The organism is Caulobacter sp. GW821-FHT10A10 (assembly GCF_059415745.1).
In genome coordinates, this window is record NZ_JBWKNV010000001.1 from 907,777 (window position 1) to 923,858 (window position 16,082).

The window sequence follows — 16,082 nt, forward strand, 5'->3', positions numbered from 1 at the left end:
CCAGGCATCGGGCGAGTTCGCAGTCACTCCCCCCACCGATCGCTACGCGATCACCTCCCCCACAGGGGGAGGTTCCTTCGAATATTGATCCCCGCCTCCCTTGGTGGGATGTAGACCCCATGCCGCACGACCATCCGGGCCACGATCACGACCATCACGACCACGATCATGACCACCAGGGTCATGATCACGGGCACGCCCATGGCCACGGACACGGCCACCATCACGGGCATTCCCACGGTCACCACGGCCACAGCCACGCCCCGGCCGACTTCGGGCGCGCCTTCGCGATCGGCACGGCGCTGAACCTGGCCTTCGTGGCGGCCGAGGCCGTCGCCGGCTTCGTCACCGGTTCGCTGGCCCTGCTGGCCGACGCCGGCCACAATCTGTCGGACGTGCTGGGCCTGCTGCTGGCCTGGGGCGCCGCCGTGCTGGCCAAGCGCGCCCCGACGGGCCGCCGCACCTACGGCCTGCGCAAGGGCACGATCCTGGCCTCCCTGACCAACGCGGCTTTGCTGCTGGTGGCCGTGGGCGCCATCGCCTGGGAGGCCGTGCGCCGCTTCGCCGATCCGCAGCCCGTCGAGACCGGCCCGGTCATGGTCGTGGCCGCCATCGGCATCGCCATCAACACCGCCACGGCCCTGATGTTCATGCGCGGCAGCAAGGACGACCTCAATGTGCGCGGGGCCTTCCTGCACATGGCCGCCGACGCCGCCGTCTCGGCCGGGGTGGTGGTCGCCGCCCTGCTGATGTGGGCCACCGGCTGGCTGTGGCTGGACCCGGTGGTCAGCCTGGCCATCGTCGTGGTCATCGTGCTGGGCACCTGGGGCCTGCTGCGCGACTCCCTCGACCTGGCGCTGGACGCCGCCCCGCGCGGCATCGACCCCAAGGCCGTGGCCGACTGGCTGGCCGCCCGTCCGGGCGTGGCCGAGGTGCACGACCTGCACATCTGGGCCATGAGCACCACCGAGACGGCCATGACCGCCCACATCGTCCGGCCCGACGAGAGCGACCACGACCAGTTCCTGCACGACGTCTGCGGCGAGCTCTCCAAGCGCTTCAACATCGGCCACTCGACCATCCAGATCGAGCGCGGCGGCCACGCCCACCCCTGCGCCCTGGCGGCCGAAGGCAGCGTGTGAGCCTGCCCTTCTCCCTGGCGCTGTACCGCGCCGCGACCACGGCCCTGACGCCGATCGCGCCGGCCCTGCTGCGCCGCCGCGCCGCCAAGGGCAAGGAAGACCCCGCCCGCCTGAACGAACGCCTGGGCAAGCCCGCCATCCCGCGCCCCGGCGGCGTGCTGGTCTGGCTGCACGGCGCCAGCGTCGGCGAGAGCCTGTCGATCCTGCCCTTGGTCGAGCGCCTGCGGGCCGAGCGGCCGCACGCGGCGATCCTGGTCACCTCGGGCACCGTCACTTCGGCGCAGTTGCTGGCCAAGCGCCTGCCGGCCGGCGCGATCCACCAGTATCTGCCGGTCGACACCCCGGGCGGCGCCGCGCGCTTTCTCGACCACTGGCGGCCGGACCTGGCCGTCTTCGTCGAGAGCGAGCTGTGGCCCAACCTGCTGCTGGCCGCCAAGGCGCGCGGGACGAAGCTGGCCCTCGTCTCGGCCAAGCTGTCGGACAGGAGCTACGGCAGCTGGCAGGCGCGCCCGCTGGCGGCCGCCTGGCTGTTCTCGGGCTTCGACCTGATCCTGGCCCAGGACGGCCGCGCCGCCGACCGCTTCGCCAGCCTTGGCGGAAGCGTGGCCGGCGAAGCCGACCTCAAGTTCGGCTCAGCCTCCCTGCCGGTCGACGAGGCCGAATACGCCCGCCTGCGCTTCCAGCTGACCGACCGGCCGCTGCTGCTGGCCGCCAGCACCCATCCGGGCGAGGACGAGGTCATCCTCGACGCCGTGGCCGGTTTCCACCTGGCCCCGCGCCTGGTGATCGTGCCCCGCCATCCCGTGCGCGGCGAGGAGATCCTGGAGATGGCCCGCGAGCGCGGCCTCGAGGCCGTGCGCCGCAGCCAGGTCCACGACGCCGTGGCCGAGGTGATCGTCGCCGACACCCTGGGCGAGATGGGCCTGTGGTACCGCCTGGCCGACCTGGCGCTGGTCTGCGGCAGCCTGGTCCCCGGGATCGGCGGCCACAACCCGCTGGAGCCGGCGCGGCTGGACTGCCCTGTGGTCTCCGGCCCGCATGTGGAGAACTGGCTGACGGCTTTCGGCGACCTCGCCGCCGTCGAGGGCGTGGCCTATGCCGACGCCTCGGTGCTGGGCGAGCGGCTGTCGGTCCTGCTCGAGACGCCCGAACGGCTGAAGGCCCAGGCCGCCCGCGCCAAGGCCTTCGTCGAGGCCCGCGACGACGCCGCCCGGGCCGGCTTGTCGCGCATCCTGGAACTGGTACCGGAGGCGGCCGCATGAAGCTCTCGACCCCGCGCTGGTGGTATCGCCGCGAAGGCGGCCCCGCCCCCCTGACCCGCGCCCTGTTGACGCCGCTGTCCTGGCTGTGGGCGAGCGCCACGGCCCGTCGCATCGCCAAGGCCAGCCCAGAAGATCCCGGCGCGCCGGTGATCTGCGTCGGGAATCTCACCGCCGGCGGGGTCGGCAAGACGCCGATCGTCCGCGAGCTCTTGCTGGTGCTCTCCAACGGCGGGGTGGCGGCCCACGGCCTGTCGCGCGGCTATGGCGGGTCGCTGAAGGGACCGCTGCGGGTGGATCCCGCGCGCCACAAGGCCGGCGAGGTCGGCGACGAGCCGCTGATGCTGGCCCAGGACTTCCCGATCTGGATCTCGCGCGACCGCGTCGCCGGGGCCAAGGCCGCCGCCGCGGCCGGCGCCCAGGTCATCGTCATGGACGACGGCCACCAGAACCCGGACCTGGCCAAGACCCTGTCGCTGGTGGTGGTCGACGGCGAGACCCGCGACGACGAATGGCCGTTCGGCGACGGCCGGGTGTTCCCCGCCGGGCCGATGCGCGAGCCCCTGGCCGTGGGTCTGGCGAGAGCCGACGCGGTGATCGTGCTGCTGCCGGCCGACTTGGCTGAAGCCGATCCGGAACTGCTGGCCCTGCTGGCGTCGAAGCCCGTGCTGATCGCCCGCCTGGAGCCGGCCGCCCCGCCGCCGGGCGGGCCGCAGGTGGGCTTCGCCGGTGTCGGCAAACCCTGGAAGGTGGAACGCGCCCTGCAGGCCGCCGGCTGCGATCTCGTCGACTTCGCCCCCTTCCCCGACCATGGGACCTACAGCGAGGACACCCTGCGGGGCCTCGCCGAACGGGCGCGGGACCTGGGCGCCAGCCTGGTCACGACGGAGAAGGACTGGATCCGCCTGCCGCCCGCTTGGCGCGACCGGGTGGCCGCCTGGCCGGTACGGGCGCGGTTCGAGGATGAGGAGGCGCTGGCGCGGGTGCTGGCGGGCCTGGCGTAATCCTTCTCCCCTTGCGGGAGAAGGTGGCGGCGAAGCCGACGGATGAGGGGTCTCTCAAACGCGAACGGCTGTACCCCGTCGTTCAGCCGACGCGGCGGAACGGACTATCGACCCCTCACCCGACCTCCCTCCGGGAGGCCACCCTCTCCCGCAAGGGGAGAGGGATTATTTGACGACCACCCCGCCCTTGATCACGTGATCCACCTTCTGGAGCACGGAAACATCGGCCAGCGGGTCGCCCTCGACCGCGATCAGGTCGGCCGCCTTGCCGGGCGCCAGCGAGCCGGCCTCGGCCGTAATACCCAGGTGGTCGGCCGCGTTCACCGTCGCCGTGCGGATGGCCTCGATCGGCGAGAGCCCAGCGCGGGTCAGCAGCACGAACTCATAGGCGTTGTCGCCGTGGGCGCTGACGCCACTGTCGGTGCCGAAGGCGATCTTGACGCCGCCGTCGTGGGCGCGGCGGGCCATGTCGAGCATCTTGGGGCCGGCTTCCAGGGCCTTGGCGGTCTGGGCCGGCGTGAAGAAGTTACCCGGGCTGGCGGCGATGCGGGCCACGAAGTCGCCGGCCATCAGGGTCGGCACCAGATAGGCGCCGTTCTTCTTGAAGAGGGCGATGCTTTCATTGTCGAGATAGGTGCCGTGCTCGATGGAGTCGCCGCCGGCCTTGAGGAAGGCGTTGATGCCGTCGACGCCGTGGGCGTGGGCGGTGACTCGGCGGCCCATGCGGTGGGCGCTCTCGACGATGGCGGCCAGCTCGCTGTCGCTGAACTGCTGGGAGAGGCCCGCGGCGGTGTTGGAGAGCACGCCCCCGGTCGCGGTGATCTTGATCACGTCGGCGCCGCGCCAGACCTGCTCGCGCACCGCGCGGCGGCAGTCGTCGGGACCCGAGCACACCGACTCCGGCCGCAGCACGTGCATGACGTCCTCGCGGAAGCCGTTGATGTCGCCGTGGCCGCCGTGGATCGACACGGCCGAACCGGCGGCGATGATCCGCGGGCCGACCACGTCGCCGCGCTTGATGCCGGCGCGCAGGGCGAAGATGGCGTCGTTGTCGGCGCCCAGGTCGGCGACGGTGGTGAAGCCGGCCATCAGGGTCTTGCGGGCGTAGCCGGCCCCGACCATCGCCTGGTCGGCCGAAGACTGGGTCACCTCGTCGAGGCGCGAATTGGGGCCCTGCTGGCCGGTCAGGTGCACGTGGCTGTCGATCAGGCCGGGCAGCACGAAGCGGTCCTTGAGGTCGACCACCACCCCGCCGGGCTCGGACACGTAGCCGTCGGCGATGCGCACCACCTTGCCGTCCTGCACGACCACGGTCTTGGCGGTCTCGACCTTGCCGGTGGCCGGATCGGCCAGCAGCTTGCCGGCCTGGACGAACGTCAGCGGGCCCGCTGCCTGGGCGGCGGCGAACGACAGGGCGGCGGCCGCGACGCCGAGCGCGGCGGCGGCCAGGGAACGGATACGCATGGAGTTAGGCCCCTCTGGAACGTTTCGCCCCTCCCCAGGGGCGTTTGGCGGCAGGATGGCGGGGTCAGGGCGCGGCTGTCACGCCATTTTCTTTCGGCGGAGAGAGGGCCACCCAGCAAGGCCCGTCAAAAATCATCGCCTCCCTCGCCCTAGTGGCGAGGGCCCATGCCGGCGGCTACTCAGACCTCGGCCGTTCTCGAAAGGTCTGAGCAGGCTGAACCATGGATCCTGGGCACGAGGCCCAGGAAAGCAAACTGTGTTTGGTCTCGGAAAAGGCCCTAGGCCCCCGCCCTCTTGGCGAAGCTCCACGCCCCCTTGGCCAGCACCGGCACCCGGGCCTCCATCAGCTGCGCATGGGCGCTGGCGGCGGTGCCGTCGCGCACCCGGCCGACGATGCCTTGGCAGATGCCGGCCAGGCGGAAGAGGTTGTAGCTGAAGTACCAGTCCAGCTGCGGCAGGCCTTGCCGCCCGGTGGCGGCGCAGTAGCGAGCCACGGCCTCGTCGATGGTCGGGATGCCATAGGCCGTCAGGTCGGTGATCTCGGCCAGCCCCCCGCGCTGATCCGACGGCATCACCCAGTTCATCAGGAAATAGGTGAAGTCGGCCAGCGGATTGCCCAGGGTCGACAGCTCCCAGTCCAGCACCGCGATCACCTTGGGCTCGGTCGCATGCAGGATCATGTTGTCGAGACGGTAGTCGCCGTGGACGATCGAGGTCTGGTCGTCGCTGGGCGCGCTGACCGGCAGCCACTCGATCAGCCGGTCCATCTCGTCGATCTTGGTCGTCTCGCTGGCGCGGTACTGCTTGGTCCAGCGGTCGATCTGGCGGGTGAAGTAGTTGCCCGGCTTGCCGTAGTCGGCCAGGCCGACGGCGGCGTAGTCGACGGTGTGCAGGGCCGCCAGGGTGTCGATCTGGGCCTCGTAGATCGCCCGACGCTCAGGCGGCGCATAGTCGGGCAGGGTCCCGTCCCAGAGGATGCGGCCCTCGACGTTGTCCATCACGTAGAAGATCGTGCCGATCACGCCCTCGTCCATGCACAGGGCGTAGGGCCGGGCGACCGGGAAGCTGGCCTTGTGCAGGCCCGAGATCACCTTGAACTCGCGATCCACCGCGTGGGCGCTGGGCAGCAGCTTGCCCGGCGGCTTGCGGCGCAGGACGTAGCGCTTGGCCGGCGTCACCAGCTGGTAGGTGGGATTGCTCTGGCCGCCCTTGAACTGGCGCACCTCCAGCGGGCCGGCATAGCCCTCGACATTGGCCTCCAGCCAGGCGGCCAGGGCGGCCTCGTCGATCGCATGGCGCGGATCGACCGGCTTGGTGCCCGAATTCAGCTCCTGAGCGGACGGCTCGGCCACGGCGCTTCACTCCCAACATTTGTTTGAATGGGAGTTTAGAGACGACGACGTCGGGCGCAATACAAAACCCCCTTCCCCCTTGATGGGGGAAGGGTCGGGGATGGGGGTGGCTACGGCGTCGGCGGCTGGCGCGGGCGGCCAGTTCAGCAGATCACCCCCAACCCTGCCCTTCCCCCATCAAGGGGGAAGGGTTCTTCCAGGGATCCGACTAGTGCTGGCTGAGCGCCCGCCAGCCGATGTCGCTGCGATAGAACCCGCCTTCCAGGCTGACCGTCCCCAGCGCCGCATAGGCCACGTCGCGGGCCTCGTGCAGCGTCGCGCCCAGGGCGCAGACGTTGAGCACCCGGCCGCCCGAGGCCACGAGGTTTCCCTCGGCGTCGCGGGTCGTGCCGGCGTGGAAGATCTCGGCCTCGTGGCCGTAGTCGGCCTCGGCGCCCTGGATCAGGCCGCCGGTCTTGGGGGCGTCGGGATAGCCCTCGGCCGCCAGCACCACGCAGATCGCCGCCTCGTCGCGCCACTTGGGCGGCTCGGCCGAAGCCAGCTCGCCCTTGGCGGCCGCCAGCAGGATCGGGACGATGTCGCTCTCCAGGCGCAGCATCAGCACCTGGCATTCGGGATCGCCGAAGCGGGCGTTGTACTCGACGAGCTTGGGACCCGTCGGGGTGAGCATCAGGCCCGCATAGAGCACGCCCACATACGGGTTGCCCTCGGCGGCCATGCCCTCGACGGTCGGCACGATCAGCTCGCGCCAGGCCTGCTCGACCAGGGCGTCGGTCAGCACGGGCGGCGGCGAATAGGTGCCCATGCCGCCGGTGTTGGGGCCCTCGTCGCCGTCATAGGCGCGCTTGTGGTCCTGGGCCGCGCCGAACAGCACGGCGGTCTTGCCGTCGGAGAGGGCGAACAGCGAGGCCTCCTCGCCGTGCATGAACTCCTCAATGACGACGCGGGCGCCGGCCGAGCCGAAGCGGCCGCCCAGCATGTCGACCACCGCGGCGTCGGCCGCTTCGCGGGTCTCGGCGATCACCACGCCCTTGCCGGCGGCCAGGCCGTCGGCCTTGATCACGAACGGGGCTTCCAGGGTGTCGAGGAAGGCCCCGGCCGAAGCCGCGTCCTCGAACACGCCGTAGGCGGCGGTCGGCAGGTCGTGGCGCTTGCAGAAGTCCTTGGTGAAGGCCTTGGAGGTTTCCAGCTGGGCCGCGCGCTGCGATCCGCCGAAGCAGGGGATGCCGACTTCGGCGAGCTTGTCGGCGAGGCCGACTTCGAGGGCCGATTCCGGGCCGACCACCACCAGGTCCGCGCCGATCTCTTGAGCCAGAGCGACCAGGCCGTCGGCGTCGGTGGCCTTGACCGGCTTCAGCTCGGCCACGGCCGCGATACCCGGATTGCCGGGCGCGGCGACGAGGCGGCCGCACAGCGGCGATTGCGCGATCTTCCAGGCCAGGGCGTGCTCGCGCCCGCCGGACCCGACGAGGAGGATGGTCAGCTTTTCCATGAGCCGGGGATGTCGCGCGGGCGCGGCCCCGGGTCAAGGTCGGGCTGCGTCCTATCGTCCCGCGCCCTGGCCTGCGACGCTTGGCGCCGTTGCCCGCGGCGCCGCTCGCGGGCTTCCATGCGTGCGAATACGCGCGTCGGGGCTGGACGCGCCTTAGGGGGCGAACCGCGAGGTCATGGCCAGAGACAATCTCCCGAACGCGCGCGACGCCGCGCCGGCCGACGCCGGCGCGCCCGCCACGCCGTCGACGCCGGAAGCCCTGCACTCCTGGGCCTTCCTCGACGCCGTGGTCGAGAGCGTGCCGGCCATGCTGGTGGTCAAGAACGGCCGCGACGGCCGCTTCGTGCTGGTCAACCGCGCCGGCGAAGAGCTGCTGGGCGTGCCCCGCGAGGCCCTGATCGGCCGCCGCGACGCCGACTTCTTCCCCGCCGATCAGGCCGCCTTCTTCGCCGAGATGGACCGCAAGGTGCTGGAGAGCGACGAGGTCTGGGTCATCGACGAGGAGCCGCTGAAGACCCCGCACAACGGCGACCGCTGGCTGCAAACCAAGAAGATCGCCATCCCCGGCGAGGGCGACGAGAAGCTGCTGCTGATCATCAGCGAGGACATCACCGAGCGTAAGGCCTCGGCCGTGGCGCTGGAGGCGGCGCTGGAGAGCGCCCGCGCCGCCAGCATCGCCAAGAGCGAGTTCCTGGCCAATATGAGCCACGAGATCCGCACCCCCCTGAACGGCGTGCTGGGCATGGCCCAGGTGCTGGCCCAGACCGAGCTGACCCCGCGCCAGCGCGAGATGATGGACGTGATCCTGGGCTCGGGCCGCACCTTGAACGCCCTGCTCAGCGACATTCTGGATCTGGCCAAGGTCGAGGCTGGCGAGGTCGGGCTGGAGCCCGCCCCCTTCAATCTGCGCGGCGCGCTGATCGCCACCGCCGCCACCTTCGAGGGCCTGGCCCACCAGAAGGGCCTGAACTTCTCGCTGAGCTTCGACGACGGCTTCCACGACCGGGTCAGCGGCGACGCCCTGAAGTTCGGCCAGATCGTCAGCAACCTGATCAGCAACGCGGTCAAGTTCACCAGCGAGGGCCATGTGGCCGTCCACGCCCGCACTCAGATCGAGGGCGAGGCCATCCGCCTGGTCGTCACGGTCGAGGACACCGGCGAGGGCTTTACCCCGCAGGTGCAAGCCAGCCTGTTCGAGCGCTTCGTCCAGGGCGACGGCTCGATCACCCGGCGGTTCGGCGGCTCGGGCCTGGGGCTGTCGATCGCCCGGCGCTTCGCGCGACTGATGGACGGCGACATCGCCTGCCGCTCGACGCCCGGCGAGGGCGCCTGCTTCACCTTCACCGCCCGCCTGGACACCGCCGCCCCCGAAGAGCCCGCGCCCGCCCGCCGCCCGACCAGAGCGCCCGCGCCGGAACGCCTGCGCGTGCTGCTGGCCGAGGACCACCCCACCAACCAACGGGTCGTGGAGCTGATGCTCGACGGCGCCGCCGATCTCGTCATCACCGCCGACGGCGAGGCGGCCCTGGCGGCCTATGAAAGCCAGGCCTTCGACCTCGTCTTGATGGACACCCAGATGCCGGTGATGGACGGCCTGACCGCCATCAGCGAGATCCGCATGCGCGAGCGCGCCGCCGGCCGGCCGCGCATCCCGATCATCTCGCTGACCGCCAACGCCATGCCCCATCAGGTGGAAGCGTGCCTCGCCGCCGGCGCCGACCTGCACCTGGCCAAGCCGATCACCGTCTCGGCCCTGTTCGACAGCATCGCCCAGGCCTGCGACCTGGCGGGGGAAGCGGTCTAGGGGCTGGGGCTCAGCGACTACGCCACTCTCCTTCCATCCCGTCATTCCCGCCCTTGTGGCGGGAACCCCTGGTTCCGCTTCCACGTGAGGCGCAGGCGGCGTGCTCAGCACGCCGCTCCATCCGCCCTTGCGGCGGAGAGAGGGCTTCTCGCCACAAGGGCGAGAATGACGGGAGTTTGGGAGGCGGTAAAAGCCCCCGCCACGACCGGATCATCCAAGCCCTGCGCGCCGATCGCGCGCCTCCTGACGGCCTCGCCGCCGGGAGCCCCGCCATGAGCCTCGCCTATCCCCAGGGCCGCACCGCCCTGCTGTTCGTCGATCCCTACAACGACTTCCTGGCCGACGGCGGCAAGCTGTGGCCCAGGGTGGCGGCGACCCAGGGGGCCGAAGGCCTGCACGGGCGGCTGAAGGCCGTGGTCGCCGCGGCGCGGAGCGCGGGACTACCGCTGTTCGTCGTGCCCCACCACCGCTTCGCCCTGGGCGATCTGGACGGCTGGAAGCATCCCTCGCCCTATCTGCAGGGCAGCGCCCGGGCCCTGGTGTTCGAGAAGGACGCCTGGGGCGGTGAGTGGCATCCCGACTTCGCGCCCCTGCCCGGCGATGTGATCGTCACCGAGCACTGGGGGTCGAGCGGCTTCGCCAACACCGACCTCGACTACCGCCTCAAGCAGCGCGAGATCACCCACGTGATCCTGATCGGCCTGGTGGCCAACACCTGCATCGAGGGCACCGGCCGCTTCGCCGCCGAGCTGGGCTATCACGTCACCCTGGTCACCGACGCCACGGCGGCGTTCTCGGACGAGGCCCTGCACGCGGCCCACGCCATCAACGCCCCGACCTACGCCCACGCCATCGTGACGGCCGAGGAGGTGACGGCCGCGATCGGCGCCTGACGCCGCGCGCCCGCCACAATTCCCGCCAAGATTGCGGTCGAGGGATTTCGCGGGGGAGACGCTGCATGCGCCGCCTGACTTTCATCGCCTTGAGCGCCGGGCTAGCCCTGACCACGGCCGGCGCCGCCCAGGCCTGCTACTACAACATGCCGGCCAAGGATCGTATCCGCCGGACCACCTACGACGCCGTGCTCCTGGCCCGGGTCGACCAGGCGCTCTACACGGACGGCCTGGACCAGGACCAGGGCGACCGGGATCGGCCCTGGAGCGCCCAGGTCACGGCGACCAGCGCGGTGGTCGGCGCGCCGGACCAAACCGCCTTCGAGATCGGCCGCACGGCCCAGCCGACGGCCTGCGACGACGGCCAGCCGATCGCCAAGGTCGGCGACACCTGGGTGCTCTACCTGATGCGCCGGCGCGACGGCCCCGGCTACCAGGTCAGCCAGTCCTATCCGCTGGCCTTCGCCCGGCAGTACGACGCGCGCCTGCTGGAGACGACGCCCTAGCCGCGGCTGCGCGCCGCCACGCTGAAGCGGGGCGGCGCCTCGGCCTGCGTTTTGGCCTGACGCAGCTCGGCCCGCGCCTGACGGACGATCTGCCAGCCGCCCTGCAAGGCCAGGCCCGCCATCACCGCGGCCACCGCCAGGTCGGGCCAGCGCGAACCGGTGCCCAGCACGCCGGCGGCCGCCAGCATCACCGCCACGTTGCCGATGGCGTCGTTACGCGAGCAGATCCACACCGAGCGCATGTTGGCGTCGCCGGTGCGGAAGCCGAACAGCAGCGCCGCCACCCCGACATTGGCGACCAGGGCGATCAGCCCCAGGGTTCCCATCACCGGCGCCTCGGGCGTGCGTCCGGCGATCACGCCCCAGACGGTCATGGCCGACACCCAGCCGCCGAACGCCAGCATGGTCGCGCCCTTCAGCATCGCCGCCCGCGCCCGCCAGGTCAGGGCCAGGCCCGCGACGCCCAGGCTGATGGCGTAATTGGCCGCGTCGCCCAGGAAATCCAGGGAGTCGGCCTGCAGCGCCGCCGAGCCTGACAAGAGGCCCGCCACCCCCTCGGCCAGGAACATGCCGCCGTTGATAACCAGAGCGATCCACAGCGCCAGCCGCCAGCGCCCCGAGGGCGCGGGGGCGTCGGCCTTGCACAGATCATCGCCGCAGCAGTTGGCCATCTCTGGACCTCCTCGAAAGAGGGCCTATGTCTGCACCCTGTAGTCGCTACAGGGTCAAGAGCATGTCAGCGCTTTCAATCGGAGACCTCGCCCGCCGCACGGGCGTACCGGTCGAGACCATCCGCTATTACGAGCGCATGGGCCTGCTGCCCAAGCCGCCGCGCACCGACGGCAACTACCGCGCTTACGAGGCCGCCCACGAGCGGCGGCTGGCCTTCGTCAAGCGCTCGCGCGACCTGGGGTTCGGCCTGGACCGCATCCGCGCCCTGCTGGATCTCGCCGACGCGACCGACCGCCCCTGCGGCGAGGTCGACGCCCTGGCCCGCGACCAACTGGCCGAGGTCGAACGCAAGATCGCCGACCTTCAGGCCATGCGCGAGGACCTGCGCGAGATGCTCGACCACTGCCACAGCGACACGGTGGCCGACTGCGGGATCCTGGAGCGGCTGCGGGGCGGCTGATCTCCCGGCGACCGATATGGTCGCAGCCATGCCGAACAATACCTGAACCGACGGCCTGGCCGGCGGCATTTTTCAAGCCTTTTCAAAGTTCAGGATATTTCCCATGGTCACCTACACCCAACCGGGCGCCGGCGCGACGACTCGATCCGTCGACGCCAAGATCGCCGAGATTCGCTCGGCCGAGGACTACGGCGCGGCCGGAACCGGCGCCGGCGACGACGGCCCCGCCCTGCAATCGGCCCTCGCCAGCTACACGGCCGGCGCCGTCACCGGCGGCAAGGTCAAGGCCGCCGGCCGCTATCGCGTCGCCACCTCGGTCGCCCTGCCCCAGGACGCCGTGCTCAGCGGAGACGACGTCGCCGCCGAACAGCCCCGCGTCGGCCAGTCGATCTTCGACCGCCCCTCGCTGATCCGTCTCGTGCCCAACGCGACCCTCAGCCTGGGCCGAGGCGCGGCGATCGAGAACCTGTCGATCGTGCAGGACCTGCCCGACGCCAGCGAACCGCCGACGACCACCGCGGCGATCACCGCCCTGCTGGCCGACTACAGCGGGGTCGGCGTCACCGCCAACCGCACCGGCGCGACCGTGCGCAACGCCTTCATCGCCGGCTTCGACACCTGCGTGCTGGCCGACATGACCGCCCCAGCCGGCGGCACGGGCCTCTCCGGGACCGGCATCGACGGCGGCCGGATCAATCTCAGCAACCTGCGGCTGGACGGCAAGAACGGCATCCGGCTCAAGGGCGCCAGGGACGTCTCGCGCATCGTCGACGTGCACTTCTGGCCGTTCGTCACCGCCCATGTGGACGACGCCACGCCGGCCAACCTGAAGCGGTCCGGCGTCGGCCTCTATCTGGAAGGGACGAACGAGTTCACCTGCATCGAGCGCTTCTTCGCCTACGGCGCCGCGCGCGGCATGGTGTTCGACGGCGCCAACGACGTCTTCGCCACCGACTGCCAGATCGACTATCCCGCCGCCGACGGCAATGTCGGGGTCGACATCCTCAACGGCGCCTACGCCATCCATCTGGTCAATCTGCACACCGAGTCCCAGAGCACCGGCGTGCGGATCAACAGCACCGGCAGCGGCGACGTGCAGGGCGCCCATCGCGAGGTGGTCGCCAATATCCGGGGCGGCCGCATCGTCGCCGCCGACATCGGCGTCGACATCCAGAACGGCGACACGGTGATCGACGGTACGATCTTCCGCGTCGCGCCGATCAAGATCCGGGTCGGCGCGACCGCCGACAACGTCACGATCATCAATCCTGTGTTCGACGACGCCGGCGTGGCCATCAAGATCGACGCGGGCTTCACCGGCCTCTGCAAGATCGATCTGGGCTTGCCCTGCAAGGGAACGCCCACGTTCGACATCCCCGACGCCCTGATCGCCACCGGCCGCGTGGTGATCCACGACCCGTACAACTACACGGGCAAGGCGGCGGTCAGCGCCCAGTCGGAACGCAACACCGGCAAGCTCAATGTCGGGACGGCGGCCCTGACCGCGCCGATGTTCAGCGTCATCCAGGCCTCCGCGGCCACGGGCGCGGGCGCGCCGAACTACGGCTTCTGGTTCGGCGCCGGCGCGACCGGCAGGAAGCTGGCGGACCTCTATTTCGACGGCCGCTACTTCGTCGCCCGCCGGCTGAGCGACGACGGCGCCTCGGTGATCAACGCGGTCATCTTGGCCGACACCGGCGCCTAGGCTTCGGATGAAACGGGGGCGGCGCGCGACGCGCCGTCCCCTCTTTTCGTCAGGCCGCTTCGACGTCCAGCGAGTAGCCGGCCGAGCGGACGGTGCGGATCGGGTCGGCTTCGGCCGCGCCGTTCAGGGCCTTGCGCAGGCGACCGATGTGGACGTCCACGGTGCGGGCCTCGACATAGACGTCCGAGCCCCAGACCGCGTCCAGCAGCTGTTCGCGGCTGAACACCCGGCCCGGGTGCTGCATCAGGTAGTCGAGCAGGCGGAACTCGGTCGGGCCAAGGTGCACTTCCTTGCCCTGGCGCTTCACGCGGTGGGCCACCCGGTCGATGATGATGTCGCCGACCGTGATGCGGTCGTCGGCCAGGGCCGGGCGGATGCGGCGCATCACGGCGCGGACCCGGGCGGTCAGCTCGACCATCGAGAACGGCTTGACCACGTAGTCGTCGGCGCCGGTGTCGAGCCCCCGGATGCGGTCGCTCTCTTCACCCCGCGCCGTCAGCATGATGATCGGCACGTTGCGGGTGTCGGTGCGGCCGCGCAGGCGGCGGCAGACCTCGATGCCCGAGACCTTGGGCAGCATCCAGTCGAGGATGACGAGGTCCGGCGCGCGCTCGCTGGCCAGGGTCAGGGCTTCCTCGCCGTCGGCGGCCACCGAGACCTGGTAGCCTTCCTTGTCGAGATTGTAGTGCAGCAGAGTGGCCAGGGCGTCCTCGTCCTCGACCACCAGAACGTACGGAGTCACGTCGACCGGCCCTCCAGAGGCTTACTGAGCGATCACGTCGAGCTTGGGACGCTGGGAGATGATCTCCTCGCCCGTCAGCTCGAAATGGATGTTCTCGGCGATGTTCGTCGCGTGGTCGCCGATGCGCTCGAGGTTCTTGGCCACGAACAGCAGGTGGGTGCAGGCGTTGATCGTGCGCGGATCGCCCATCATGTAGGTCAGCAGTTCGCGGAAGATCGAGTTGTAGTGCTCGTCGACTTCCTCGTCGCTGCTCCAGACGCTGATGGCGCGCTGCACGTCCGAGGCCGTGTAGGCGTCGAGCACGTCCTTCAGGCGGCCCTGCACCAGGCGGCCCATGCGCTCGATCGAGCGGGTCAGGGCGCTCATCGGCTCGGCGTCGTTGAGGATCAGGGCGCGCTTGCCGATGTTCTTGGCCAGGTCGCCGCAGCGCTCGAGGTTCATCGAGATCTTCAGGGCGGCGACGGCGTGGCGCAGGTCCACGGCCATCGGCTGACGCAGGGCGATCAGGCGAAACGCCTTGCGCTCGATCTCGACCTGCAGGGTGTCGAGGCGCTCGTCACGGCCGACCACGCTCTGGGCCAGGCCCGCGTCGCGACGGGCGATGCACTCGATGGCGTCGGCCACCTGGGCTTCGGCGAGGCCGCCCATGCGGGTGACTTCGGCCGTCAGGTGGTTCAGCTCTTCGCCGTAGGATTTGACGGTATGCTCGGTCATGTCCTGTTTCCTTCCGCCTGCGCTTAACCGAAGCGGCCGGTGATGTAGTCCTGGGTGCGGCTGTCGCGAGGATTGGTGAACATCTCCTCGGTCGGACCGCTCTCGACCAGCTTGCCGAGGTGGAAGAAGGCCGTCTTCTGCGAGACGCGGGCGGCCTGGGCCATCGAGTGGGTCACGATGACGATGCAGAACTGGCTGCGCAGCTCGTCGATCAGCTCCTCGATCTTGGCCGTGGCGATCGGGTCCAGCGCCGAGCAGGGCTCGTCCATCAGGATCACTTCGGGCGAGACGGCGATCGCGCGGGCGATCACCAGGCGCTGCTGCTGGCCGCCGGACAGGCCGGTGCCCGGCTGATGCAGGCGGTCGGCGACTTCGTTCCACAGGCCGGCCTTCTTGAGGCTGCTCTCGACGATGGCCTCGAGCTCGTCCTTGCGGGTGGCGATGCCGTGGATCTTGGGACCGTAGGCGACGTTCTCGAAGATGGTCTTCGGGAAGGGGTTCGGCTTCTGGAACACCATGCCGACGCGCGAGCGCAGCACCACCGGGTCGACGCTCTTGGCGTTGACGTCGGCGCCGTCGATCTCGATCGCGCCCTGCACCCGGGCCGACGGGATGGTGTCGTTCATCCGGTTGATGCAGCGCAGGAAGGTCGACTTGCCGCAGCCCGACGGGCCGATGAAGGCCGTGACCGACTTGGCCGGGATGTCCAGCGCCACGTCGAACAGGGCCTGCTTGTCGCCGTAGAAGACGTTGACGTCGCGGGCGCGGATCTTGAAGTCGCGGGTCTCGACCACGCCATGGCCTTGCGGCACGGCGGTGTGGATGACGGGCGCGGCGACGCCGCCGTCGCGGTTCTGGGTGGGCATGGCGTGT

15 protein-coding genes are annotated in these 16,082 nt (G+C 70.5%); 8 read left to right on the forward strand and 7 right to left on the reverse strand.

Going from position 1 to position 16,082, the window contains the following annotated elements; genetic code table 11:
* The first annotated feature begins 119 nt into the window (after positions 1-119).
* From AC07NS_RS04330 to lpxK, 3 genes are read left to right on the forward strand one after another with little or no spacing between them, the layout of a single operon-like run.
* On the forward strand, positions 120-1,142 hold the full coding sequence (locus tag AC07NS_RS04330) for a cation diffusion facilitator family transporter (RefSeq protein ID WP_494601705.1): 1,023 nt from the start codon (positions 120-122) through the stop codon (positions 1,140-1,142).
* The gene (locus AC07NS_RS04335; RefSeq protein ID WP_494601706.1) at positions 1,139-2,404 is read left to right on the forward strand and encodes a 3-deoxy-D-manno-octulosonic acid transferase; all 1,266 of its coding nucleotides are present in this window, start codon (positions 1,139-1,141) and stop codon (positions 2,402-2,404) included. The genes AC07NS_RS04330 and AC07NS_RS04335 overlap by 4 nt, the downstream gene beginning before the upstream one ends.
* Positions 2,401-3,405: a tetraacyldisaccharide 4'-kinase gene (lpxK, locus tag AC07NS_RS04340; protein ID WP_494601707.1), complete on the forward strand. Its 1,005-nt coding sequence runs from the start codon at positions 2,401-2,403 to the stop codon at positions 3,403-3,405. Before AC07NS_RS04335 ends, lpxK begins: the two co-directional genes overlap by 4 nt.
* Before the next feature lie 165 nt (positions 3,406-3,570).
* Here the strand turns inward: lpxK and AC07NS_RS04345 are convergent, their stop codons facing one another.
* The 3 genes from AC07NS_RS04345 to purD form a co-directional block, all read right to left on the reverse strand.
* A complete protein-coding gene (locus AC07NS_RS04345) occupies positions 3,571-4,869 on the reverse strand; it encodes a metal-dependent hydrolase family protein (RefSeq protein ID WP_494601708.1) in 1,299 nt (432 codons plus the stop codon).
* A 278-nt stretch (positions 4,870-5,147) separates the two neighbouring features.
* Positions 5,148-6,221 carry a phosphotransferase family protein gene (locus AC07NS_RS04350; RefSeq protein ID WP_494601709.1) on the reverse strand — a complete coding sequence of 358 codons (1,074 nt, stop codon included), beginning with the start codon at positions 6,219-6,221 and terminating at the stop codon, positions 5,148-5,150.
* A 208-nt stretch (positions 6,222-6,429) separates the two neighbouring features.
* Positions 6,430-7,713 (reverse strand): phosphoribosylamine--glycine ligase, encoded by a 1,284-nt coding sequence (gene purD, locus AC07NS_RS04355; protein WP_494601711.1) that lies wholly within the window; start codon positions 7,711-7,713, stop codon positions 6,430-6,432.
* Between the two features lie 175 nt (positions 7,714-7,888).
* Between purD and AC07NS_RS04360 the strand changes: the two genes are divergently transcribed.
* The 3 genes from AC07NS_RS04360 (at position 7,889) to AC07NS_RS04370 (ending at position 10,916) form a co-directional block, all read left to right on the forward strand.
* Positions 7,889-9,517 carry a PAS domain-containing sensor histidine kinase gene (locus AC07NS_RS04360; protein WP_494601713.1) on the forward strand — a complete coding sequence of 543 codons (1,629 nt, stop codon included), beginning with the start codon at positions 7,889-7,891 and terminating at the stop codon, positions 9,515-9,517.
* 272 nt (positions 9,518-9,789) lie between these two features.
* Positions 9,790-10,410: a cysteine hydrolase family protein gene (locus AC07NS_RS04365; RefSeq protein ID WP_494601715.1), complete on the forward strand. Its 621-nt coding sequence runs from the start codon at positions 9,790-9,792 to the stop codon at positions 10,408-10,410.
* Between the two features lie 65 nt (positions 10,411-10,475).
* Positions 10,476-10,916 (forward strand): hypothetical protein, encoded by a 441-nt coding sequence (locus AC07NS_RS04370; protein ID WP_494601716.1) that lies wholly within the window; start codon positions 10,476-10,478, stop codon positions 10,914-10,916.
* On the opposite strand, the gene AC07NS_RS04375 is transcribed toward AC07NS_RS04370, so the two are convergent.
* Positions 10,913-11,587 (reverse strand): cation efflux transmembrane domain-containing protein, encoded by a 675-nt coding sequence (locus tag AC07NS_RS04375; protein WP_494601718.1) that lies wholly within the window; start codon positions 11,585-11,587, stop codon positions 10,913-10,915. The two genes, AC07NS_RS04370 and AC07NS_RS04375, sit on opposite strands and share 4 nt — an antisense overlap.
* Positions 11,588-11,649: 62 nt before the next feature.
* On the opposite strand from AC07NS_RS04375, the gene AC07NS_RS04380 reads away from it, so the two are divergent.
* Together AC07NS_RS04380 and AC07NS_RS04385 are read left to right on the forward strand one after the other, a co-directional pair.
* Positions 11,650-12,048 (forward strand): MerR family transcriptional regulator, encoded by a 399-nt coding sequence (locus AC07NS_RS04380; RefSeq protein WP_494601719.1) that lies wholly within the window; start codon positions 11,650-11,652, stop codon positions 12,046-12,048.
* A gap of 103 nt (positions 12,049-12,151) precedes the next feature.
* Positions 12,152-13,753 (forward strand): hypothetical protein, encoded by a 1,602-nt coding sequence (locus AC07NS_RS04385; protein ID WP_494601721.1) that lies wholly within the window; start codon positions 12,152-12,154, stop codon positions 13,751-13,753.
* A gap of 49 nt (positions 13,754-13,802) precedes the next feature.
* Here AC07NS_RS04385 and phoB read toward each other — a convergent pair whose 3' ends face one another.
* Genes phoB through pstB form a run of 3 tightly spaced genes read right to left on the reverse strand, consistent with a single transcriptional unit; the run spans position 13,803 to position 16,075 of the window.
* Positions 13,803-14,495, reverse strand: coding sequence for a phosphate regulon transcriptional regulator PhoB (phoB, locus tag AC07NS_RS04390; protein ID WP_110121100.1), 693 nt, complete (start codon positions 14,493-14,495; stop codon positions 13,803-13,805).
* A 21-nt stretch (positions 14,496-14,516) separates the two neighbouring features.
* Positions 14,517-15,209, reverse strand: a complete 693-nt coding sequence (gene phoU, locus AC07NS_RS04395) for a phosphate signaling complex protein PhoU (protein ID WP_110121099.1) — start codon at positions 15,207-15,209, stop codon at positions 14,517-14,519.
* A 23-nt stretch (positions 15,210-15,232) separates the two neighbouring features.
* Positions 15,233-16,075, reverse strand: coding sequence for a phosphate ABC transporter ATP-binding protein PstB (pstB, locus tag AC07NS_RS04400; protein ID WP_370444041.1), 843 nt, complete (start codon positions 16,073-16,075; stop codon positions 15,233-15,235).
* Between the last annotated feature and the right edge of the window lie 7 nt (positions 16,076-16,082).

What these genes read in the sequence shown, in the direction of transcription:
- AC07NS_RS04330 (WP_494601705.1), top strand. Translation starts at nt 120, where the DNA reads ATGCCGCACGACCATCCGGGCCACGATCACGACCATCACGACCACGAT.
- lpxK (WP_494601707.1), top strand. Translation starts at nt 2,401, where the DNA reads ATGAAGCTCTCGACCCCGCGCTGGTGGTATCGCCGCGAAGGCGGCCCC.
- AC07NS_RS04345 (WP_494601708.1), bottom strand. Translation starts at nt 4,869, where the DNA reads ATGCGTATCCGTTCCCTGGCCGCCGCCGCGCTCGGCGTCGCGGCCGCC.
- purD (WP_494601711.1), bottom strand. Translation starts at nt 7,713, where the DNA reads ATGGAAAAGCTGACCATCCTCCTCGTCGGGTCCGGCGGGCGCGAGCAC.
- AC07NS_RS04360 (WP_494601713.1), top strand. Translation starts at nt 7,889, where the DNA reads ATGGCCAGAGACAATCTCCCGAACGCGCGCGACGCCGCGCCGGCCGAC.
- AC07NS_RS04365 (WP_494601715.1), top strand. Translation starts at nt 9,790, where the DNA reads ATGAGCCTCGCCTATCCCCAGGGCCGCACCGCCCTGCTGTTCGTCGAT.
- AC07NS_RS04370 (WP_494601716.1), top strand. Translation starts at nt 10,476, where the DNA reads ATGCGCCGCCTGACTTTCATCGCCTTGAGCGCCGGGCTAGCCCTGACC.
- AC07NS_RS04375 (WP_494601718.1), bottom strand. Translation starts at nt 11,587, where the DNA reads ATGGCCAACTGCTGCGGCGATGATCTGTGCAAGGCCGACGCCCCCGCG.
- AC07NS_RS04380 (WP_494601719.1), top strand. Translation starts at nt 11,650, where the DNA reads ATGTCAGCGCTTTCAATCGGAGACCTCGCCCGCCGCACGGGCGTACCG.
- AC07NS_RS04385 (WP_494601721.1), top strand. Translation starts at nt 12,152, where the DNA reads ATGGTCACCTACACCCAACCGGGCGCCGGCGCGACGACTCGATCCGTC.
- phoU (WP_110121099.1), bottom strand. Translation starts at nt 15,209, where the DNA reads ATGACCGAGCATACCGTCAAATCCTACGGCGAAGAGCTGAACCACCTG.
- pstB (WP_370444041.1), bottom strand. Translation starts at nt 16,075, where the DNA reads ATGCCCACCCAGAACCGCGACGGCGGCGTCGCCGCGCCCGTCATCCAC.